Genomic DNA, 20208 nt, shown 5'->3' on the forward strand with positions numbered 1-20208 from the left:
GGAGCGCCATTGCACCGCCCATGAATGTGACGTAGGATTCATTTTTAACTAATGATGATTCGTATATTGGAGGGCCAGGGACGATGCAAGACATTCACTTCGTAGGAGCGGCGCGGCTGCCCATTGGAAAATTCGGCGGTTCGCTTTCTCGCATGAGCCTGCAGGAGATGGGAATCGCCGCCGCAGCCGAGGCCATCTCTCGCTCACATCTGGAGCCCGCCGAGATTGAAACTGCCGTCATTGCCAACGTCCTGCCCACAACGCCCCAAGATCTCTACATTTCCCGCACTATCGCGCTCGGCGCTGGCCTGCCGGATAGCTCCACTGCTTTGGGAGTCAACCGCCTGTGTGGTTCCGGCCTGCAAGCAATCGTCTCCGCCGCGCAATCCTTAAACTTCGGCGACGGCACACTCGCGCTAGCAGGCGGCGTGGAGTCAATGTCTAACGCACCCTTTTCCATCGCCGGCATGCGCCAAGGAAAACGCCTGGGTGACGGGGTGGCCTATGACTGGCTCACCGGCGCGTTGACGTGCCCCTTCGGCACTGGGCACATGGGGGTAACTGCAGAGAACGTCGCTGCCGACAGCGCCATTAGCCGGCGCGAGCAAGACGAGTTCGCCGCGCAGTCCCAGCAGCGGGCCAAAAAGGCCCAAGAGTCAGGAGCCGAGACAGAAGAAATTCTCAGCGTGGCAGAACTGCACCACGACGAGGCGGTGCGGGAGACAGACCTTGCCAAGCTCGCCAGCCTGCGCCCAGCCTTCACCACTGAGGGCACCGTCACCGCCGGCAACTCCTCCGGACTCAATGACGGCGCCGCCGCGGTGGTGCTCGCCACCGACACGGAGGTCTACGAACGTGGCTTGGAATCCCTGGGCAGGCTCGTCAGCTGGGGAATTGGCGGAGTTGATCCCTCCCGCATGGGCCTCGGACCCCTAGCCGCGGTGCCCAAGGCGCTAAATAAGGCCGGATTGAGCCTCGATGACATCGGCCTCATCGAATCCAACGAGGCCTTCGCCGCCCAGGCCATTGCGGTCTCGCGCGGCCTGAACTTCGATCCGGACAAGACCAATATCTACGGCGGCGCCATCGCGCACGGCCACCCCATCGGGGCCACCGGCGCCATCTTGGCGGTGCGCATGCTCTACGCGCTGCGCCGCCACGGCCTGCGCTACGGGCTCATCACCATGTGCATTGGCGGCGGCCAAGGCATCGCCGTCATCATCGAAAACGAGGAGGCATAAGTCATGAACACAAACTTGCAGAATGGTTCGGCTCCGCAGCCGAAAGTCGCCGTCATCGGCGCGGGTTCCATGGGCGCAGGCATCGCCGCGCTCTGCGCCTCGGCAGGGCTGGAGGTAGTCCTGCTCGATCAGGACGCCGACGCCGCTGCGCGCGGGGTAGAAACGCAACTCAAGCGAGGAGGTTTCTACCTCGAGGAGGATGCCGCACGGATAAGCACCGGTTCAGATTATGCGCTGTTGGAGGATTGCGATTGGGTCATCGAGGCTATTTTTGAGGATCTCAGCGCGAAGCACTCCCTCTACACCGCCATCGAAGCACACCTTTCGCCCACCGCGATTGTGAGCTCCAATACCTCGACACTGCCGCTTTCCGCGCTGGTAGAAGGGGTAGCCCCCACCCGGCGCGAGCGTTTTGCCATCACCCACTTCTTCAATCCCCCTAAGGTCATGCCGCTGGTGGAGCTGGTGGTCAATAGCAGTACGGACGAGACTTCAACTACGGCCGACACGCTGCGCCGAATCATCGAGGTAGACCTTGGCAAGACTGCTCTCCCCTGCCGCGATACCCCGGGGTTTATTGCCAACCGCGTGGGTTGCTATTGGCTGGCCTGCGGAGTTTTTCGCGCCCGTGAGTTTGACATTGATTATGCGCTTGCCGACGCCGCTTTCGGCCGCGCCTTCGGCATCCCCCGCACCGGCATCTTTGGTCTGCTCGACTACATCGGCCTGCAGCTCGTCGCCCCGATCTGGAATTCGCTTGAGAATGCCCTGGACCCAGGCGACCGTATGTTTAGCGTCCCGCTGGGCACCGACGAATTCATCGCGGAGCTGGTCAAGCGCGGCCATACCGGGCGCAGCGCAGGCTCAGGAGGCAGCACAAGCACCGGAAACAGAGTCTCCGAGGGCTTTTATCGCGGGCGCGATGAAGTCATCGATGCCGACTTTAACTACGTTGCACGCACAGCGCCGGAAGATCCCGCCATCGGACTAAAAAGTCCGCGCGAGGTCATGTCCACCGATTCGCCCGGTGGTCGCTTCGCCCGAGCACTCTTCCTCGACACTCTCTCCTATTGCTGCGAGGTCGCCCCCGAAATAGCCGAGCACGTGGGCCTTATTGATGAGGGGTTGCGCCTCGGCTTCGGCTGGAAGAAAGGCATCTTCGAGCTCGCAGATGAGATCGGCCTGGACTGGCTCGTTACAGCCTATGACATTCCTCCCCAGCTACTTGTGGATGCTGCAGCCGCCGGCGGCTTCTACCCCGAGGGCAAGGTTCTTAGCTCTAGCGGCGAGCCGCTAACACCAGAAGTATCCGCCGGCGTGGTCACCCTTGCCACCGTGCGCGAGAAAGCGCACACCCTGCTGACTAGCCCGGCCGGGGCGCTGCATCTGCTGGACAATAACGTGGCCATCCTTGATTTCCATACCCCGCTCAACTCGCTTTCCAACGAGGCCATCTCGCTTATCCACTCCACGCTCGACGCGATAGAACCCCATGGCATTGCGGCACTTGTCATTGGCAACGACAAGCCTGTCTTTAGCGCCGGGGCGGATCTTCCTTCCCTTGCCGCGGCCGCCGAATCCGCGTCTGCCACCGAGATATCCGCGGTCCTCAACGCCGGATCCCAGGCGCTACTAGGGCTCAAGTACTGCCCCATCCCCGTGGTCGGGGCGGTGCGCGGAGTCGCCCTCGGCGGTGGCTTCGAGTTGGCCCTAGCCTGCGACCGCTTGGTCCTGCACGCTGCTTCTCGCCTGGCTTTCCCCGAGCTGAACGTGGGTCTTTACCCCAGCTGGACGGGTACCGTTGCCCTGCTCAGTCGCCTGCGGGCGGCGGGGGTATCCAATGCCCATCAACGCGCCTTCGACTTCATCACCGCCACGCGCCCCGCAGCCAATGCCTTTGCCGCTCGCCGCGATGGGCTCCTGCGTCCGACGGATGTGGTGCTGCTTTCCTTCGACCGCATCCTCGCCCGTGCCCTCGAGGAAGCCACCGCCTTGGCTGCCGACTACACCCCGCCTGCCGAGGAGTTCCTGCCGCTCTATTCCGGCCCAGCGCTCGACCGCGACTGGCCGCTGGAGAATACAACCTCCAACGACCACGTCATCGCCGCCCAGCTTGCGCGTATGTACACCGGCACAGGCGAGCTGACCTTCAGGCAATTCGCCGAGCGGGAGGTGGCCTTCGACGTCCCGCTCCTGCTCATGCCAGCCAATGTGGAGCGGGCCCTGCACATGGCGCGCACCCGCAAGCCGCTGCACAACTAGCGTGCGGGCTCTGCGCCCTAGCGGGCTTCTTCTCAGCTACTTATAGGAGGAGAAACCCGTTATCTTCTTGCCAATGATGAGGGACTGAATGGTATCCGTTCCCTCGTAGGTATGCAGCGCCTCCAGATCGGCAAAGTGCCGCGCCACATTGTTTTCCAAGAGGATTCCCACTCCCCCAAGCATGTCGCGCGCATCGGCGGCAATGCGCCGCGCGGCACGCGTATTGTGCACCTTAGCCACGGAAGCCTGCTCGGGACGCAAGGTACCTAGACTCTCGCGCCGAGCCACTTCCCTACAGGTCAGCGCCATCTGGCCGAGATCAATAACCATATTGGCAAGGCGCTGCTGAATGATCTGGGATTGCGCCAACGGGCGCCCGAATTGCTGGCGCTCCAGCACGTGAATACGAGCGCTCTCGTAGCAGGCAATGGCGCAGCCCAAGGCCATCCACGCCACGCCGGTGCGGGTGGAGGTGAGCACGCGGGCGGTGTCTTTGAAGCTGCGTGCCTGCGGCAGTTGGGCTGAATCCGGCACAAAGCAGTCTTCCAGGTGAATCTCTGCCTGCTTGATGGCGCGCAGCGAAAGCTTCCCCGTCTGAGTGGTGGCGTGGTAGCCGGGGCTTACTTGGGGAACGAGGAATCCGGAAACGTCCCCTTGCTCGGTGCGCGCCCAAATGACGGTGACATCACCCACCGAGCCATTTCCTATCCACCGCTTGTTGCCGTTGAGGACCCAGCCACCATCTGCGCGCACGGCGGTAGTCTCGAGGGCAATGGAATCCGAGCCGTGGTCGGGCTCGGTGAGGCCGAATGCTCCGAGCAGCTTTCCCTCCGCCATACCCGGCAGCCAACGCTCGCGCTGCTCCTGCGATCCGAGAAGATCGATGGAACGCATGGCCAGGCCGGCCTGCACCGCAATGACGGTTCCCATAGACGCATCGGCGCGCGAGACCTCCATGAGAGTCAATCCGGCGGCCAAGATGGACATGTGGCGGTGCCCGGGCACTGCCAAGCCATCGCTGAGCAGATCAAGTTCTCCCAGCCTACGCACGAGGGCGAGCGGGTATTCGCCCCGCTCCCAGTAGTCATTAATAAGCGGCAGACACTCGCTGCCAAAAGTCCTAGCATCCTGCCAGACCTCGGCATCTTCTCCTGATATATCATCGAATACGCCAAGCAGATCGGTCGTGGCTACAAGGTGATTATGGGACACTTTTCTCCTCCTAATACGAATCATCATTAGCCTATGATTGTGATGCAGACCTCATCACCTGTCAAGAGGGAGAATACCCAGCCATGGCCAATGAACAACGCCGCCAGCAAATTGCCGCCGCCGCCTTAGACCTCTTCGATAGCCGCGGCTACCATGGCACCGGCATGGGAGACATCGCCGCCGCCGTGGGAATGCGCGCCTCCAGCCTTTACAACCACTTCCGCTCCAAGCAGGAGCTTCTGGCCGCAGTAACCATAAGCACCATGGAAGAGCTGCTGCGCGCCAACGCGGCGGCATTAGCCCACCCCTCCACACCGGAGGAGAAGCTTTTTTCCATCATGCGCACCCACGTCATATTCCACGCCACGCATGCCAAACGCGTGCGAGTAGTCAATGCCGAGCTTCACAACCTCGAAGATCCCTCCCGCGCTGTAGTAGTACAGCTGCGCAAGGACTACGTTGCCAGGTGGATTCGTGTGGTTGACTCGGGGGACTTCAGCGCCGAGGACCTGAAGATTGCCTGCTGGGCACTCATCGATATGGGTATCGGCGTTGCCCAGTGGCACAGCCCGGACGGCGCCTACTCCCCAGAGGAACTGGGAGACATGTACGGGCGCTTCGCTCTCAGACAGCTCGGCATCGAGACATAGTCCCCACCGCCCCACCCCAGGCTGCGGCCCAACGGGGACCCGCCTACGAAAGGTTTAACCCACGAGCACCGAGAATGGTTTACTTGAAAGCGATGGAACCACTCGACCTTTCTGCCTTAACGGGCACGCAATCGCGCACCTACGGCACGCGCAAGATCACCCAGGCCATGATCGATTCCCCAGTCCACGTAGCCGTTGCCTTGTGGGACGAGCGCTGGGACTGCGCCCCCAGCGGCAAGGTGGAGGGCTGGGTCATCGCCGTCTCCACTAAATCGACGCGCTTCGTGCGCAAAGGAACGATCAAGTCCGGGGATATTGTCGCTGTGACCCTTAAAGAGTACGACCGCGCCACCGCCGGCCTCAAGGGCAAGAAGTGGATCGTTACCGGCCGGCGCCAGCCGGCTTTACGCGCGGCGTTGGAAAAGCGCGGGCTTAGCGTGACGGGAAGCTTCGCGGAGGAAAACAGGGCTTCGAATAGCGCCAGCACCGCCCGGCGCAACGAGGCAGCCCGCACCGCCCGCGAGGCCAAGAAGAAGGGTGAGGCACCGAAGAAGAAAGAGGTCAACAAGGTAGAGACACCCCGCGCGCATTGGTGGCCTAATTTCTCCCAGGCATCCTCCTGGCCCCAGGGCGCGACCGTGCGCCTGGCCACCGACGCCTCCTCAGATACCGTCTTTAAAGGTTCGATGTGTTTCGTGGCCGCCAACGGCGATTACCGCCTGCGCACCCAGGAGACTTCCGCAGGCACGGATGAACTCGAGCTGGAATCCTTGACCATGGCTTTGAAGTACCTGCTCAAGGTGGGCGCCACCTCAGCCATCATCGAATCCGATTCGGTGGCCGCGCTAGAGGCAGTCGAGGAAATAGCCCACAAACACAACTCCAAGGCAACTCACTCGAGGCGGCGCTGGCGTGGTCTAAGCTCCGGCTCACGCTCGCGTTTCCAACAGGCCTGGTTTGATGTACAAGGCACGTGCTCGGTAGAGATTCGCCGCGTGCTCGGGCATGCCGGGGATCCGCTCAACCGCGCCGCCGATCAAATTGCCTACATGGGATTGCGCGCCATAGCCCATCCGCTCAAGCAAGCGCGTCCTACCCTCATCGCGGGAATTAACAAAGCCCTCAAGAGGCTTTAGGCTAAAGGGCATGAGCAACCCTACCCCGCCCAACCCTTTTCTTGAGCCAAAGGATTCCGCAAGGAAAAAGCCCCGTGAGAATCCTTTCGCCGTGCCTTCCCAGAGTCCCGTTCCGGAGTATTCTCCAGAACCCGCCTACAGCGTCGTGCCGGAGGTCTCTGAGTACTCCGAGCCTGTCATCAGCGAGGCCGATAAGAATCGGGGCGGAAAGATCTATCGCTTTTCCTGGTTCAGGGCCGTTGCCGCGGTTTTCTTCCTACTGGTTGGCATCAGCGCGCTCGACGATCCAGAGATCGGAACGGCGCTATTCTTCCTTGTTCCCAGTGCCTGGTACCTGCTTATGTCGTGGAACAACCGCGGAGAGCCCAAGGTTCCCCAAAAACGCTACTGGCCTCTGGTGTGGATCGCAGCGTTTGTCCTCTTGTTCTTTGTCTAGTTGTTCTTTGTCCGGCTTGCGTGAGCGCGTTAACGCAGGCGACAAAGCCCTTTGGACCCGTGGAAGCGATCCTCCTATTCCGTCCTGTGAAGTGGCGTGGTCGCCGATATGGCGTCGTCCATGGTGCGGCGCTTGTCTAAGGTGCCTTCCTTCGTACAGGTTCATTCCATGGAGAATGATGACCGCGCTGACCAGCACGTCATCAGCTTACGAGTCCCAGTCCGCAACTTTTGATTCAGCCCAATCTGGGGTCATACCCTCCACTTGCGCCACAACACCCGCAGTGCTGAGTGCGGGGTGGCGACAACCTCGCGCAGATAGTTGCTCGCCTTCAATGACCACGGAGTACGCGCGGAGTGCATCCTAACCGGGATCCCCAAATGCCAGGCCCACAGCCTAGTGCGCACAATGTGAAAGTCACTCGTAATGACGTGAAAAAGTTCAGCGTCGGGGGAAAGCCGCACAGCCCTCTCTAAGTTCTCGTTGGTGCTCGTAGCATCCGGTTCAACAACAATGCGCCGCGGATCGATGCCGTGGTCAACGAGGTAGCGTTGCATGGCTTCTGCCTCACCTTTGCCTGAAACGATGATGGGTTCGGGCAGGTGGGAGGCTAGTTCTATCGCTTTATCTAGGCGCGTCGCCAGCATGGGCCCCGGCGCGCCGTCGACAACGCGGGCGCCAAGGACGAGCAGAGGTTGGGACATAGCAACGAGCATAGGCCAGCGAAATTGATGGCGAATGCCCAGGGGTTGACACCGCGCCTCAAGGCTCAGTAGTTTAAATCCCATAGAAGTTATGCAAACGTTTGCATAACGTGAGAGGTTCATCATGTCAGGAGCAACACTCAAGGACGTGGCCGCCGCCGCAGGCGTGTCCGTTTCGACGGCCTCGCGCTCGTTGGCGGATAATCCCGCCATCTCCGAGGCTACTCGGCGCCGAGTTAAAAAGGCGGCCGCCAGTCTTAATTATCACCCCAATGCGCAGGCCCGCGCGCTGCGCAGCTCGCGGAGTAACGCCATCGGCCTAGTCATTCCCAGCCTGGTCAACCCCTACTTTGCAGCCATGGCAGCTGCCATCGAGGAGGCGGCGGAGGCACGCGGCTTCGCCACCATCATCACCTCCAGCGCCGAGGATGGCACCAAACTCGCCTCGGCGCTCGATGCCTTGTCCTCCCGCCAGGTCGACGGCATCGTGGCCGTCCCCATGCACGGCGCCGAGGAAGCGCTTGTCGCAACGGCCGCGCTGCGCCCCCTGCTCCTAGTTGACCGCCACTTGGGGGATCTGCCCGCGGTCGTCTCCGATCCCACCCCAGGCATCGCAGCAGCACTGGCCTTACTCAAGAGGCGCGGGCACAGCCGCATTGGCTACCTCTCGGGGCCGGACTCCACCTCCACAGGCCGCGAACGCCTAGAGGTATTCCTCCGCGAATCCTCAGGCCTCGACGTCATCGTCCACGACGGAGGCTTTCGCCGCAAAGAGGGCTACAAAGCCACCCTCGATCTTCTTGATTCCCAGGTCACGGCCATCGTTGCCGGCGACTCCATGATGACCTTCGGCGCGCTTGAAGCCTGCCACAACGCCCAGGTCGACATCGGAAAGCAACTCGCGCTCGTCGGCTTCGATGACTTTGTCTTCCTGCGCTATCAACCCTCCCCGGTCTCCGTCATCGACCAAGAGGTAGACCGCCTGGGAGTCGCGGCCGTGGACTCTTTAATCCACGCCATCGAGACCAAGACCACGCCGCGCGGTGTCGTACACCCCACGCGCTTTATCCCCCGTCCATCCACCGCCTATGGCCCCCAATCCGGCCCAGCATTGGCAGCACAGCAGTAGCACATGAGAAGTACATCAGTAACAGGAGAACGAGCATGACCTACCCTGCGCGGCACCAGCCCGCCGCCAGTTCTTCCCATCCGCCGGTCCTCGAGCTAGTCGAGGTATCGAAGTCCTTTGGTTCCGTCGACGTCATCAAGGGCGTGACCCTGCACGTACGCCGCGGCCAGGTCCAGGCACTCTTGGGAGAAAACGGCGCCGGAAAATCCACGCTTATCAAGATGATTGCCGGAGTACACCGCCCAGATTCGGGCCGCATCGTTGTCGACGGAAACGAGGTCGACATTGCGGACACCAACGCCGCAGAAGCCCTAGGCATTGCCACCATCCACCAAGAGCTCAACCTCGTGCCCACCATGTCGGTGGCAGAAAACATCCTCTTGGGACACACTCCCCACAAGTGGGGCTTGGTCAACCGCGCCCATCTGCGTGCCCAGGCCCAGGCGGCGCTGCACCTCATCGGGCTCGACGTCGACCTGGATACGCCCGTGGGGGAACTCGGCATCGCCAAGCAACAGCTCATCGAGATTGCCAAGGCCCTGTCGATGAACGCACGCATTCTCATCCTCGACGAACCCACCGCGGCCCTGACCGGCAAGGAGATTGACGCACTCTTCCTCATCCTCGACGAGCTCAAGGCCAAGGGCGTGGCGATGGTGTTCATCAGCCATCACCTGGAAGAGCTCGCGCGGATCGCGGACACCATCAGCGTTCTGCGTGACGGAGAATTCGTCGCCGAGGTCCCCTCCTTCACTCCCGAGGCGGAGCTCGTGCGCCTCATGGTGGGCCGCGACATCGAGGATCAATACCCGCGCCAGCGCCCGCAGCAGCCGGGCGAAGTACTCCTCGAGGTTGAAGATCTCAGCGCCGAGGGCAAGTTTTCCGGCGTGAGCTTTTCTGTCCGCTCCGGCGAGGTCGTGGGTCTAGCCGGCCTGGTAGGCGCAGGCAGGACGGAAATCATTCGCGCCATCGCGGGCGCTGATCCCTATGACTCGGGCAGCGTGCGCATCGCCGGAAACGCTGTGAAGCGCGGCGATATAGCGGCCTCTATTGCCGCCGGCGTCGGCCACATCCCCGAAGACCGCAAGTCCCAGGCCTTGGTCCTTGATGCCAGCGTCTCCGACAACCTCGGATTTGCCACCTTGTCCGCCACCTCAAAGCTGGGGCTGGCTGACCTGCGCGGCCAAAAGCAGCGCGCAGGCACCGTCGCCGAGAAACTCCGCATCCGCATGGCCGGCCTTGAGCAGCCCATCCGCAACCTCTCGGGCGGCAACCAGCAGAAGGCCGTCTTTGGCCGCTGGGTACTTGCCGGTTCCTCCGTGTTGCTTCTCGACGAACCGACCCGCGGCGTCGATGTCGGCGCCAAGGTAGAGATCTACAACATCATCAACGATGTCACCTCCCGGGGCGGGGCCGTGCTCATGGTCTCCTCCGACCTGCCAGAAGTCCTGGGGGTGTCTGACCGCGTCCTTGTCATGTCTGGCGGTGTCCTGGCAGGCGAGCTCTCCCCCGAATCCTCCCAAGACGAGGTGATGGCCCTAGCCGTCTCCAACGTCTCCAACGTCATTACCGAAGCCGATGTCGATCCGGCTGCAGCAAGCTGAAGGAATCAGAAACCATGACTCAGACCCGCACGAAGAACCAGGTCCTCAATTGGGCGATGAATAACGGCGCCCTCGTCGGCCTCATCGCACTGTGCATCGCGCTCTTTATAGCCACGCCCTACTTTCTCACCGTTGCCAACCTGCTCAACATCGGCATTCAGGCCGCTACGGTAGCCATTCTGGCCTTCGGCATGACCTTCGTCATCGTCACCGCCGGCATCGACCTTTCGGTCGGCTCGGTCGCAGCCTTAGGCGCAATGGTCTCGGCCTATATGTTCGCCGAGGCCGGCCTGCCCGGCTGGCTCACCCTCCTCATCGGCCTTGGCTGCGGCGCAATGGCCGGCGCCATCTGCGGCATCGCCACCGCCTATGGCAAGATTCCCTCCTTTATCGCCACGCTGGCCATGATGTCTGTCGCCCGCGGACTGACCCTGGTCATCTCGCAGGGCTCCCCCATCGAAACCTCCGGCGCGGTCAACTGGCTGGGATCCTCCCTGGGTCCCATTCCGGTCCCCATCATCATGATGGTCATCGCCGGAGTCGTATGCTGGTTCATCCTGGAACGCACCGTACTGGGCCGCTCCATGTACGCCATCGGCGGCAACATCGAGGCCGCACGCCTGTCCGGATTGCCGGTCAAGCGCATCCAGATTTCGGTATTCGCGCTCTCCGGCCTGTTCGCGGGCCTCGCCGGCATGGTCATGGCAGGGCGCCTGGAATCCGCCCAGCCGCAGGCAGGCGCAGGTTATGAGCTCGACGCCATCGCCGCAGTTGTCATCGGCGGCGCCTCCCTGGCGGGTGGCTCCGGCAAGGCAACGGGAACCCTCGTCGGAGCCATCTTGCTGGCAGTCATCCGCAACGGCCTCAACCTGCTCAACGTTTCTTCGTTCTGGCAGCAGATTGTCATCGGCCTCGTCATCGCCTTCGCCGTCGGCTTCGACGTCATTCGCAATAAGACCGCGGCCTAGATTAGGAGTCACTGTCATGCTTAAGAAGATTCTCGCGGCCCTTATGATCCCCGCGCTCGCGCTCACTTTGGGCGCATGCAATCGCTCGGCCAAGGACATGAACCGCATCACCCTGGCGCTTTCCACCCAGACCAACCCCTTCTTCGTCGAACTGCGCCACGGCGCCCAAGAAAAGGCCAAGGAGCTCGATGTTCCACTCGATATCCAGGATGCCTCCGACGACCCTGCACAGCAGGTCAATCAGCTCAACAACGCCACCTCCATGGGCGCCAAGGTGGTCATAGTAAATCCCACCGATTCTGATGCCGTGGCCCCTGCCGTGCGCGCCATCGCCAACGATGGGGTGCCCGTCATCGGCGTCGACCGCGCCGTGGGCGGCGTGGAACTCGATTCCATGATCGCCTCCGATAACATCGCCGGCGGAAAGCAGGCCGCCCACGTCCTAGCGGACTCCATCGAGCAGCGCGGCAAGATCCTTATCCTGCAGGGCACCGCCGGAACCTCGGCCTCCCGCGAGCGCGGCCAAGGCTTCGAGGAAGGCATCGCCGAGTACCCCAACATCGAGGTGGTGGCCAAGCAATCGGCCAACTTCGATCGCACTGAGGGCCTCAACGTGGCCACCAACCTCCTACAAGCCAACCCGGATGTCACCGCCATCTTCGCCGAGAATGACGAGATGGCGCTCGGTGCCGTGGAGGCCCTGGGGGATCGCGCCGGTAAAGACGTCAAGGTCGTCGCCTTCGACGGCACCTTCGATGGGCTCAAGGCCGTCAAGGATGGCGAGCTCGTCGCCACCATCGCGCAGCAGCCCGCCGAGCTGGGCCAACGCGCCGTCGAACAGGCCGCCGCCCTCCTGCGCGGCGAGAAGGCCGAACGCAACGTTCCAGTAGAGGTGGTCACCGTGACCGCAGAAAACGTAGAGGACTTCCAATGAGCAAGCTCACCGTAGTCGGCTCCATTAACGCCGATCTGATCATCCGCGCCGAGCGCCATCCGCTGCCTGGTGAAACACTCGTCGGCATTGGCGGAGAGATTCTCGCCGGCGGCAAGGGCGCAAATCAGGCGGTGGCCGCCGCCCAACTAGGTGCACATGTCGCCTTTGTCGGCGCGGTAGGCCGCGATGCCTACGCCGTGCCCGCCATGGCCTACATGGAGACTTCCGGCATCGATGTCTCCGCCGTGGCCACGGCTGACACCAACACCGGCTTGGCCGTCATCACCGTCGCTGCCGACGGCGAGAACACCATCGTCATCTCGCCCGGCGCGAATGCGCTTGTCGACGACGCCTTCGTCACCGCCCGCGCCTCCACCATCGCCGACGCCGACATCGTCTTGCTACAGGGCGAGATTCCCTCCTCCGGCTTCGCTGCCGCCGTCGCCGCGACCACCGGGCGAGTCATCATCAACCTGGCTCCTGTGGTCGAGGTGAATCCCGCCGCTTTACTGCGCGCGGATCCCCTCCTGGCCAACGAGCATGAGGCCGGCCTTATCCTGGCTCAGCTGGGCCAGAAGGTCGATGCTGCTGCCAGCCCGCGGGAGCTTGCGAAAGGACTGCTCGGGGCAGGTTTTCGCTCTGTGGTTCTCACCTTGGGCTCCGCCGGCGCGCTCGTGGCTACTGCGGATGCCGTGACGGAAATCCCCACCCCTCGTATCGAGGCCGTCGATACCACCGGCGCTGGCGACGCCTTTGCAGGAGCGTTGTGCGTGCGACTGCTGGAGGGAGAAAACCTGGAGGACGCCGCGCGCTTTGCAGCACGGGTGGGGGCCTTTGCCGCCACCGGCGCAGGCGCTCAGCCCTCCTATCCCACTACTACATCCGCCCTACCCGAGGTCTAAAACCATGCTCAAGTCCGGATTGCTCAATCCCGCTCTGGCCAGCGCCGTGGCCCGGCTCGGCCACACCGATTCCTTCGCCATCGCCGATTGCGGGCTGCCCATCCCCCATGGGACCACCATCATCGACCTAGCCTTGGTATTCGGCATCCCCAGCTTCGAGGACACCCTTGCAGCACTTCTGGAGTCAGTGGTGGTCGAGGGTGCAACCATCGCCACCGAGACCCCCGCGTCCATCCGCGCGGCATTGCCCACGGTTCCGATCAAGGAAGTTACTCACGCACAGCTCAAAGCCGCGCTAAGTGAGGTCGCCTTCGTCGTCCGCACCGGCTCCACCACGCCCTATGCCAACGTAATCCTGCGCAGCGGCGTGGCCTTCTAGGCCTCTAGCCCTCCATGAGGCGGCGACGCAGGTTGGCGTCCTTCTCCTCCACCTCAGCGGCCATGCGCTGCTGATAGTCGGACATTTTCTCCACCAGCTGCGGGTTGCCCGCCCCCAAGATGCGCACTGCCAGCAGACCGGCATTCTTGGCACCTCCGATGGATACAGTGGCCACGGGAACGCCGCCTGGCATCTGCACGATGGACAGGAGCGAATCCAGACCATCAAGATCCTTGAGCGCACGCGGAATGCCAATTACCGGCAAGGGGGTGGCCGCAGCCACCATGCCAGGCAGGTGCGCAGCGCCGCCAGCACACGCAATGATTGCCTGCAAGCCACGAGTATGTGCCTGCTTGGCATAGGCCAGCATCTTCTCTGGGGTGCGGTGTGCACTTAAGACGCCCACCTCGAAAGGCACCCCGAACTCAGCGAGCACCTCTGCTGCTGGTTCTACGGTGGGCCAATCAGAATCTGAGCCCATGATGAGGCCGACGAGTGGTTGCATTGCAGTACTCCTTAATTCAACAGATCAACAATTAAATCTACGTAGATAGATCCTCTTAGTCAGTGTCCAGTTAGACAGTGTCCGGCCACTGCGCATGCACTAGGAAGTGCGCCGCCGCCTGCGCCTGCTCCCGCGTGGCCTGCACGTCGGTGCCGCATAGATTAACGTGACCAATCTTGCGACCGGGGCGGTGTGCTTTGCCATAGAGGTGAATCTTGACAGCCGGATAACGCTCCATGACCTCACGTACTCGCTCGCGCATTGGCATCTGCGGATCCTCCGGGGCTCCCAGCACATTGGCCATGACAGTAATCGCTGCGGTTTCTTCCGTTGCTCCCAGCGGCAAATCCAGTACCGCACGAAGGTGCTGCTCGAATTGGGAGGTCACAGAACCATCCTGCGTCCAGTGCCCGGTGTTATGCGGGCGCATTGCTAGCTCATTGACCGCGATGTCTTCCTCACCGTTTTCTCCGGTGAAGGCGAAGAGCTCCACGGCAAGCACGCCGGTAACGCCTAGAGACTGCGCAATTTCCACCCCCAGGTCGCGGGCACGCTTTTCCAGCTGCGGGGAGAGGTCCGGTGCAGGGGCCATGGCCTCGGCACAGACGCCGTTGCGCTGGACCGATTGCGTGATCGGCCATTCCTTGGTCTCCCCGGAAGGGCGCCGTGCCACGAGGATGGAGAGCTCGCGGGTGAGCGCCACCTTCTTCTCCGCCATCAAAGGAGTGTCTTTCTTTAGCAGTTGGGTGGTCAGCGCCACCAGCTCAGCCTCGGATCCTGGGAACCATACGCCCTTGCCGTCATAGCCATCACGGCGGGCTTTCAAGCACACGTGCCCACCCGTCTGCGCCCAGAAATGCGCGGCCTCCTCAGCCGAATTGATGGCCTGGAAAGCAGGAATAGGCGCACCCAGCTCTTGCAGGCGCTGACGCATGATGAGCTTGTCCTGGGCGTTGATCAACGCCGCAGGTTGGGGCTGCACATTAAATCCTGCGGCGATGAGCGCCCGCAAATACTCATTGGGCACATGCTCGTGTTCAAAGGTCACGGCATCGGAGCCTTTGGCGGCCCCGCGCAGGGTGGCGTAATCGTGGTAGTCACCGATGATGGCATCGGGGATAACCTGGGCTGCAGAAGAGTCCGAACGCGATGCCAGGATCCGCAGGTGGATGTCGAGCTCTGCGGCGGCGGGCTGCATCATTCGAGCAAGTTGGCCATCGCCGAAGACGGTAACGTTTAGCTTTGCTTGTTCACTCACTCGCCCAATACTAGCCTTAGGACTATGATCGCTCGGCATACCATCTTCCAAAACTCTTTGATGACCGCACTGCTCGACGGAATCTACGACGGCGAAATGTCCGTGGGAGAACTACTCGGCAAGGGCAACTTCGGCATTGGCACCTTCGATGCTCTCGACGGAGAGATGATCATCGTTGACGGAGTCTGCTACCAGCTGCGCGGGGATGGCTCCGCGCAGGTAGCCGATCTCTCCCAGCGCTCGCCCTACGCGGTGGTGACAAACTTCGTGCCTCGTATCACGGTCGATGCCCCTCCCGGGATGCACCGCAGCGATCTCTCCGATCTCATCGATGAAGTCCTGCCCTCCGCCAACTACATGTACGCCGTGCGCATGGTGGGAACATTCAGCTCGGTTACTACCCGTACGGTGGTCAAACAACCCAAGCCCTATCCTCCCATGGCGCAGGCGGTAGGAAGCGATGCAGAGCTGCACTTCAGTAACGTCGAGGGCGTCATTGGCGGATTCCGCACGCCAGTCTTCGAGAAAGGAATCTCGGTCCCGGGCTGCCACGTGCATTTTATCGACGCCGATCACAAATACGGCGGTCACCTGCTCGATTACACCGTAGACAAGGCCACCATCGAAATGTGCCCAGGCACCGACTTGGAGCTGCGCCTACCCCTCACCCGGGAGTTTGAGAGCGCGAATCTTGCCCCAGAAGACCTCGACCACCAGCTCCACACCACGGAGATCAAAGGCCGCGACTGAAAGCCCTCGGCTTAGTACCCGGCCAGAGCAGGCTAGTACCAGGGCTTCTCGTTGAGCAGGGCCTCTACTTTCTTAGCCTTGGGCACATCAGAAAAGTAGAGTGGCCGCTCGAATCCATGGATGGCCAGTGAAATGCCGCCACGCCGGCGGCGGGCTCCGCTTATATCGCGCAGCGGAATCGAATCAACCTTCTTGCCTTGGCGGGCGATAACTCGCTGGTTGGTAACAATGAATCGGCGCCGCCGCGCCTTAAACAGCGGCACTCCGAAACGCCAAGCCGCCAAGATCGCCCACACCCCGACGAGCGCATTACGCAGCGCCAAATCGACGCCTTGGGTGTCACACCAGCCAATCGCTATCCAAGCTAGGCCGGTGACCAAAATGAGCTCCAAGAATGGGAAGATCAGCGCGCGAAATGGCGTGGTCATATCCGCGCGGATGACCTCGCCTTGTCCCATCTTCATCATTCCCATAGGTGGGAATCCTACCCGCTAGTCTTGGACACTCCACATGCACGAAGCGGGGACCGCACGACCGCACCGCTTGCTTGAGGCTTTGGGCTTTAAGAAGACGTCGGGCGCAGGTGGGTGACGTCACCGGCCGAGTAGTACTGCCCGCCAACGTTGATGCGGCCATCATCGGCGACGCCTTCCACAAGGCCGATAACATTTCCAGACGGCGCCTCGAGGCGGACTTCCTGGCCAATGGAAGAGCACACCGCGCGGTAGTCCTCCAAGAGCTGGGGGTCCTGCTTGTCCCACTGATCAATGCGCCGACGCAGATTCTTGAGCACCTTGATTGCCAGCTCAGTGCGGTCAGTGTCCATACCCTCGATGGCAAGCGAGGTGGCCCTCTCAATGGGCAGCTGCTCCCGTGTCAGTGTGACGTTGAGGCCAACGCCCAAGACAACGCGCGCCGAAGGGGCATCCGCTGCGGCCGTCTTCGGCGCAATCTCAGCCTTATTAATCTCAGCCTTGCTGACCTCAGCCTTATTAATCTCAGCCTTGCTGACCTCAGCCTTATTAATCTCAGCCTTATTGACTTCGGTCTTGGTCAGCTCGGTCTTGGGCAGGGACTTAAAGGCGGCACCGACGGGGCCGGCCTCGGCGAGGATGCCGCAAAGCTTCTTTCCATCAATCTGCACGTCATTGGGCCACTTGAGTACTGTGCGCTCGATTGAGTCTGTAACGGCGAGACCGACTGCTAGGGGCAGGGTCCCCAAATGCTCGAGGGTATGTGGGAGCAAAAGGGTGGAGAAGATGAGCTGGGTACCAGCTGGCGAGACCCACGTCCGCCCCAGTCTTCCCTTGCCCGCTACCTGCTCATCAGTGAGCAACACGGTGCGGTCAACCACGTCATCCGCCTGCATGAGGTCAGTATTAGTGGAGGTAGTTTGCTCCACGTAGTCGATCTCGGCATAGTCATCGCTCAACGCGGCACGAATCTTGTCTAGGTTTAAGGCAGTCATAGAGGAGATGATACCTGTGCGGAGGGCCTCAACCGTAGGAAGTGCGCAGCACCTCGCCCCAAAGATGGTGAGCCCGAGCACTGTGCAGTGCTAATGTAACGTCCATGTCAAAGGTCACTTTTGAGAAGGTCAGTATCACCTACTCCGGGGCGGCATCTCCCACGGTGGCAGAGCTCGACCTCACCATCTCCGACGGAGAGTTCCTCGTCCTCGTTGGACCCTCCGGGTGCGGAAAGTCCACCACGTTGCGCTCCCTGGCAGGGCTGGAGCCCGTCTCCAGCGGCCGGATCCTCATCGATGATGAAGACGTGACCAACCTGGAGCCTGGTGAGCGAGACATCGCCATGGTCTTCCAGAACTACGCGCTATATCCGCACCTCACGGTGGCAGAGAATATGGGTTTTGCCCTACGCCTAGCACGCTTGCCCAAGGCAGAGATCAAGGCCAAGGTGGCAGAGGCCGCCGAGACGCTCGGACTGAGCGAGCTCCTTGACCGCAAGCCAAAGGATCTCTCCGGTGGTCAGCGCCAGCGCGTGGCCATGGGGCGCGCCATTGTGCGCCAGCCCAAGGTCTTCCTCATGGATGAGCCGCTGTCCAACCTCGATGCCAAGCTGCGCGTACAAACGCGTTCGGAACTAGCCAGCTTGCAGCAAAGACTCGGCACCACCACCGTCTATGTCACCCACGACCAGGTCGAGGCAATGACCATGGGAGATCGCGTCGCCGTACTCAAGGACGGCATTCTGCAGCAGGTCGCCCCGCCACGGGAACTCTACGATCGCCCCGCCAACGAATTTGTTGCAGGCTTCATCGGCTCCCCCTCGATGAATATCTTTGACTTCGCCGGCCACAGGCTAGGCGTTCGGCCTGAAAACATTCGCCTAAGCGCTGAGCACGGTGAACTCACTGGCGTCGTCGACATCGTCGAAGAACTAGGGGCGGAATCCTATGTGTACGTCACCGTTGGCTCCCAGCGCTTCGTTGCTCGTGCGGAAGCAGGGGTCATCCCTGCGCGCGGCGAGGAGGTAGGGCTGGACTTCGATCCGGAACAAGCCCACCGCTTCGATACCGAAACTGGAGTGCGCCTCTCCGCCTAGACGGGGGTGATTGAAGTCACCCCTACGCGCTATTATTCCCAAAACCACTCTTATATCGCCGTCCGCATCATACTTTTGTATAAGCCAAAAGTTTTCCGAAAGGTGAATCCCCATGAAGATCTCCCGACTCCGTGCCGTGAAACGCGGCGCAATCGTTAGCACCGCAGCACTTGCTCTCGTCCTTGCTGGCTGCTCCTCCTCCGAGGACTCCGGCTCGTCTAATGGCGCCGCCACCGAGGGCACCGACGCACGCGGCCCCATCAGCTTCGCAATGGGCAAGAACGATACCGATAAGCTTCAGCCCATCATCGAGAAGTGGAACGCAGAACACCCCGATGAGGAAGTAACGCTCAAGGAACTGGCCGGTGAGGCCGACGCACAGCGTGAGACCCTCGTGCAGTCCCTCCAGGCAGGCAACTCGGATTATGACGTCATGGCGCTCGACGTGGTCTGGACCGCAGACTTCGCTGCCAACCAGTGGCTCGCCCCGCTCACCGATGACCTCAAGGTAGACACCGCAGAACTGCTACCTGCCACCGTGGAATCTGCCACCTATAACGACACGCTCTATGCGCTGCCGCAAAACACCAATGGTCAGCTGCTTTTCCGCAACACCGACCTCGCCAAGGAGCAGCCGACCAAGTTCGATGACATCAAGTCCGCTTGTGAGGGACTCTCCGGTGACCAAGGCTGCCTGACCACTCAGCTCAAGCAGTACGAGGGCCTGACGGTCAACACCATTGGCTTCATCGAAGGCTGGGGTGGCTCGGTCCTCGATGACCAGGGCGCCGTCACGGTTGATTCCCCTGAAGCCAAGGCCGGCATGCAGGCCATGGTTGATGCCTACGCCGATGGCGTCATCACCAAGGCTTCCACCGCAGCCACCGAGGAAGAGACCAACCTGGCCTTTACCGAGGGCAAGTCGGCATTCGCCATCAACTGGCCGTATATGTACACCAACGCCGAGGACGCCGGCGTGAAGTTCGAGGTCTCCCCGCTCGTGGGCAAGGATGATGTCGGAGTGTCCACCTTGGGTGGCTACAACAACGGCATCAACATCAATTCCAAGCACAAGGCCACCGCGCTGGACTTCATGAAGTTCATCATCAACGAGGACAACCAGAAGTCCTTCGCTGAGGCCTCCTTCCCGCCGGTTCTCTCCTCCATCTATGACGATCCCGCACTCGTGGAGCAGTTCCCGTACCTGCCTGCGCTGAAGGAATCCCTGGAGAATGCTGCACCACGTCCGGTTTCCCCGTTCTACAGCGCCATCTCCAAGGCCGTGCAGGATAACGCTTACGCAGCACTGACTGCTGGCAAGTCCGTCGATGATGCGGCTTCAGACATGAAGGCTGCCATCGAGGCCGCCTCACAGGGCTAAGGTTAAAGCACCCTACCCCTCTTAGAGGTCGCACCTTCTAGATCTCACTTTCTAGGTCGTACCTTCTAAGCCTCACCGCCACCGCGGTGAGGCGGGCAAGAAACAAGCGGGCAGGTCTTCGGGCTTGCCCGCTTCTAGGCTTTGTTCCGCTTCTTCCTACTCACCCAGAAGTCTCCGTAAAGAAAGGCGCAG

At 61.5% G+C, this 20208-nt stretch carries 20 protein-coding genes; 14 read left to right on the plus strand and 6 right to left on the minus strand.

Annotation, left to right across the window (positions count from 1 at the left end; translation table 11 throughout):
• Positions 1-83: 83 nt before the first annotated feature.
• On the plus strand, positions 84-1241 hold the full coding sequence (locus B2696_RS03840; protein WP_286954022.1) for a thiolase family protein: 1158 nt from the start codon (positions 84-86) through the stop codon (positions 1239-1241).
• 3 nt (positions 1242-1244) lie between these two features.
• Positions 1245-3503, plus strand: coding sequence for a 3-hydroxyacyl-CoA dehydrogenase/enoyl-CoA hydratase family protein (locus tag B2696_RS03845; RefSeq protein ID WP_286954024.1), 2259 nt, complete (start codon positions 1245-1247; stop codon positions 3501-3503).
• A 36-nt stretch (positions 3504-3539) separates the two neighbouring features.
• Here the strand turns inward: B2696_RS03845 and B2696_RS03850 are convergent, their stop codons facing one another.
• Complete coding sequence (locus B2696_RS03850) at positions 3540-4715, minus strand: acyl-CoA dehydrogenase family protein (protein ID WP_286954026.1); 1176 nt, start codon at positions 4713-4715, stop codon at positions 3540-3542.
• 83 nt (positions 4716-4798) lie between these two features.
• Between B2696_RS03850 and B2696_RS03855 the strand changes: the two genes are divergently transcribed.
• The 3 genes from B2696_RS03855 (at position 4799) to B2696_RS03865 (ending at position 6937) form a co-directional block, all read left to right on the plus strand.
• Positions 4799-5365, plus strand: coding sequence for a TetR/AcrR family transcriptional regulator (locus B2696_RS03855; protein WP_286954029.1), 567 nt, complete (start codon positions 4799-4801; stop codon positions 5363-5365).
• 92 nt (positions 5366-5457) lie between these two features.
• The gene (locus B2696_RS03860; RefSeq protein ID WP_286954032.1) at positions 5458-6501 is read left to right on the plus strand and encodes a ribonuclease HI; all 1044 of its coding nucleotides are present in this window, start codon (positions 5458-5460) and stop codon (positions 6499-6501) included.
• Between the two features lie 10 nt (positions 6502-6511).
• The gene (locus B2696_RS03865; RefSeq protein ID WP_286954035.1) at positions 6512-6937 is read left to right on the plus strand and encodes a hypothetical protein; all 426 of its coding nucleotides are present in this window, start codon (positions 6512-6514) and stop codon (positions 6935-6937) included.
• Positions 6938-7188: 251 nt separating this feature from the next.
• Here B2696_RS03865 and B2696_RS03870 read toward each other — a convergent pair whose 3' ends face one another.
• Positions 7189-7641 carry a YdcF family protein gene (locus B2696_RS03870; RefSeq protein ID WP_286954038.1) on the minus strand — a complete coding sequence of 151 codons (453 nt, stop codon included), beginning with the start codon at positions 7639-7641 and terminating at the stop codon, positions 7189-7191.
• A gap of 124 nt (positions 7642-7765) precedes the next feature.
• Here B2696_RS03870 and B2696_RS03875 point away from each other — a divergent pair, with 124 nt between their 5' ends.
• The 6 genes from B2696_RS03875 to rbsD are packed head-to-tail and all read left to right on the plus strand — an operon-like array spanning position 7766 to position 13557.
• On the plus strand, positions 7766-8770 hold the full coding sequence (locus tag B2696_RS03875; RefSeq protein WP_276622749.1) for a LacI family DNA-binding transcriptional regulator: 1005 nt from the start codon (positions 7766-7768) through the stop codon (positions 8768-8770).
• Positions 8771-8805: 35 nt separating this feature from the next.
• Positions 8806-10374, plus strand: coding sequence for a sugar ABC transporter ATP-binding protein (locus B2696_RS03880; RefSeq protein WP_286954041.1), 1569 nt, complete (start codon positions 8806-8808; stop codon positions 10372-10374).
• A gap of 14 nt (positions 10375-10388) precedes the next feature.
• Positions 10389-11342 carry an ABC transporter permease gene (locus B2696_RS03885; RefSeq protein ID WP_286954042.1) on the plus strand — a complete coding sequence of 318 codons (954 nt, stop codon included), beginning with the start codon at positions 10389-10391 and terminating at the stop codon, positions 11340-11342.
• A 16-nt stretch (positions 11343-11358) separates the two neighbouring features.
• Complete coding sequence (locus tag B2696_RS03890) at positions 11359-12276, plus strand: substrate-binding domain-containing protein (RefSeq protein ID WP_286954044.1); 918 nt, start codon at positions 11359-11361, stop codon at positions 12274-12276.
• Positions 12273-13178: a ribokinase gene (locus tag B2696_RS03895; RefSeq protein ID WP_276622745.1), complete on the plus strand. Its 906-nt coding sequence runs from the start codon at positions 12273-12275 to the stop codon at positions 13176-13178. The genes B2696_RS03890 and B2696_RS03895 overlap by 4 nt, the downstream gene beginning before the upstream one ends.
• A 4-nt stretch (positions 13179-13182) precedes the next feature.
• Positions 13183-13557 (plus strand): D-ribose pyranase, encoded by a 375-nt coding sequence (gene rbsD, locus B2696_RS03900; RefSeq protein ID WP_276622743.1) that lies wholly within the window; start codon positions 13183-13185, stop codon positions 13555-13557.
• A gap of 4 nt (positions 13558-13561) precedes the next feature.
• On the opposite strand, the gene purE is transcribed toward rbsD, so the two are convergent.
• A complete protein-coding gene (gene purE / locus B2696_RS03905; protein WP_286954048.1) occupies positions 13562-14062 on the minus strand; it encodes a 5-(carboxyamino)imidazole ribonucleotide mutase in 501 nt (166 codons plus the stop codon).
• Positions 14063-14132: 70 nt separating this feature from the next.
• Positions 14133-15359, minus strand: a complete 1227-nt coding sequence (locus B2696_RS03910) for a 5-(carboxyamino)imidazole ribonucleotide synthase (protein ID WP_376752359.1) — start codon at positions 15357-15359, stop codon at positions 14133-14135.
• Here B2696_RS03910 and budA point away from each other — a divergent pair.
• Positions 15345-16070, plus strand: a complete 726-nt coding sequence (gene budA / locus B2696_RS03915) for an acetolactate decarboxylase (protein WP_075729262.1) — start codon at positions 15345-15347, stop codon at positions 16068-16070. The two genes, B2696_RS03910 and budA, sit on opposite strands and share 15 nt — an antisense overlap.
• A 32-nt stretch (positions 16071-16102) precedes the next feature.
• On the opposite strand, the gene B2696_RS03920 is transcribed toward budA, so the two are convergent.
• Positions 16103-16543: a hypothetical protein gene (locus tag B2696_RS03920; RefSeq protein ID WP_276622740.1), complete on the minus strand. Its 441-nt coding sequence runs from the start codon at positions 16541-16543 to the stop codon at positions 16103-16105.
• Positions 16544-16632: 89 nt separating this feature from the next.
• Positions 16633-17538 carry a biotin--[acetyl-CoA-carboxylase] ligase gene (locus B2696_RS03925; protein WP_286954052.1) on the minus strand — a complete coding sequence of 302 codons (906 nt, stop codon included), beginning with the start codon at positions 17536-17538 and terminating at the stop codon, positions 16633-16635.
• 104 nt (positions 17539-17642) lie between these two features.
• Between B2696_RS03925 and B2696_RS03930 the strand changes: the two genes are divergently transcribed.
• Positions 17643-18635, plus strand: a complete 993-nt coding sequence (locus tag B2696_RS03930; protein ID WP_286954054.1) for an ABC transporter ATP-binding protein — start codon at positions 17643-17645, stop codon at positions 18633-18635.
• A 112-nt stretch (positions 18636-18747) separates the two neighbouring features.
• Positions 18748-20016 carry an ABC transporter substrate-binding protein gene (locus B2696_RS03935; protein WP_075729258.1) on the plus strand — a complete coding sequence of 423 codons (1269 nt, stop codon included), beginning with the start codon at positions 18748-18750 and terminating at the stop codon, positions 20014-20016.
• Positions 20017-20208 lie beyond the last annotated feature (192 nt).

Source organism: Corynebacterium sp. UBA4397, assembly GCF_002390965.1.
GTDB classification, from domain to species: Bacteria; Actinomycetota; Actinomycetes; order Mycobacteriales; family Mycobacteriaceae; genus Corynebacterium; species Corynebacterium flavescens.

Bases quoted from the DNA above. Each gene is read 5' to 3' on its own strand.
- B2696_RS03920 (WP_276622740.1), bottom strand. From the start codon at position 16,543: ATGGGAATGATGAAGATGGGACAAGGCGAGGTCATCCGCGCGGATATG.
- B2696_RS03910 (WP_376752359.1), bottom strand. From the start codon at position 15,359: ATGCCGAGCGATCATAGTCCTAAGGCTAGTATTGGGCGAGTGAGTGAA.
- B2696_RS03865 (WP_286954035.1), top strand. From the start codon at position 6,512: ATGAGCAACCCTACCCCGCCCAACCCTTTTCTTGAGCCAAAGGATTCC.
- B2696_RS03890 (WP_286954044.1), top strand. From the start codon at position 11,359: ATGCTTAAGAAGATTCTCGCGGCCCTTATGATCCCCGCGCTCGCGCTC.
- B2696_RS03875 (WP_276622749.1), top strand. From the start codon at position 7,766: ATGTCAGGAGCAACACTCAAGGACGTGGCCGCCGCCGCAGGCGTGTCC.
- B2696_RS03845 (WP_286954024.1), top strand. From the start codon at position 1,245: ATGAACACAAACTTGCAGAATGGTTCGGCTCCGCAGCCGAAAGTCGCC.
- B2696_RS03925 (WP_286954052.1), bottom strand. From the start codon at position 17,538: ATGACTGCCTTAAACCTAGACAAGATTCGTGCCGCGTTGAGCGATGAC.
- B2696_RS03880 (WP_286954041.1), top strand. From the start codon at position 8,806: ATGACCTACCCTGCGCGGCACCAGCCCGCCGCCAGTTCTTCCCATCCG.
- rbsD (WP_276622743.1), top strand. From the start codon at position 13,183: ATGCTCAAGTCCGGATTGCTCAATCCCGCTCTGGCCAGCGCCGTGGCC.
- B2696_RS03870 (WP_286954038.1), bottom strand. From the start codon at position 7,641: ATGTCCCAACCTCTGCTCGTCCTTGGCGCCCGCGTTGTCGACGGCGCG.
- B2696_RS03895 (WP_276622745.1), top strand. From the start codon at position 12,273: ATGAGCAAGCTCACCGTAGTCGGCTCCATTAACGCCGATCTGATCATC.
- B2696_RS03860 (WP_286954032.1), top strand. From the start codon at position 5,458: ATGGAACCACTCGACCTTTCTGCCTTAACGGGCACGCAATCGCGCACC.
- B2696_RS03935 (WP_075729258.1), top strand. From the start codon at position 18,748: ATGAAGATCTCCCGACTCCGTGCCGTGAAACGCGGCGCAATCGTTAGC.
- budA (WP_075729262.1), top strand. From the start codon at position 15,345: ATGATCGCTCGGCATACCATCTTCCAAAACTCTTTGATGACCGCACTG.
- B2696_RS03840 (WP_286954022.1), top strand. From the start codon at position 84: ATGCAAGACATTCACTTCGTAGGAGCGGCGCGGCTGCCCATTGGAAAA.
- B2696_RS03885 (WP_286954042.1), top strand. From the start codon at position 10,389: ATGACTCAGACCCGCACGAAGAACCAGGTCCTCAATTGGGCGATGAAT.
- B2696_RS03930 (WP_286954054.1), top strand. From the start codon at position 17,643: ATGTCAAAGGTCACTTTTGAGAAGGTCAGTATCACCTACTCCGGGGCG.
- purE (WP_286954048.1), bottom strand. From the start codon at position 14,062: ATGCAACCACTCGTCGGCCTCATCATGGGCTCAGATTCTGATTGGCCC.
- B2696_RS03855 (WP_286954029.1), top strand. From the start codon at position 4,799: ATGGCCAATGAACAACGCCGCCAGCAAATTGCCGCCGCCGCCTTAGAC.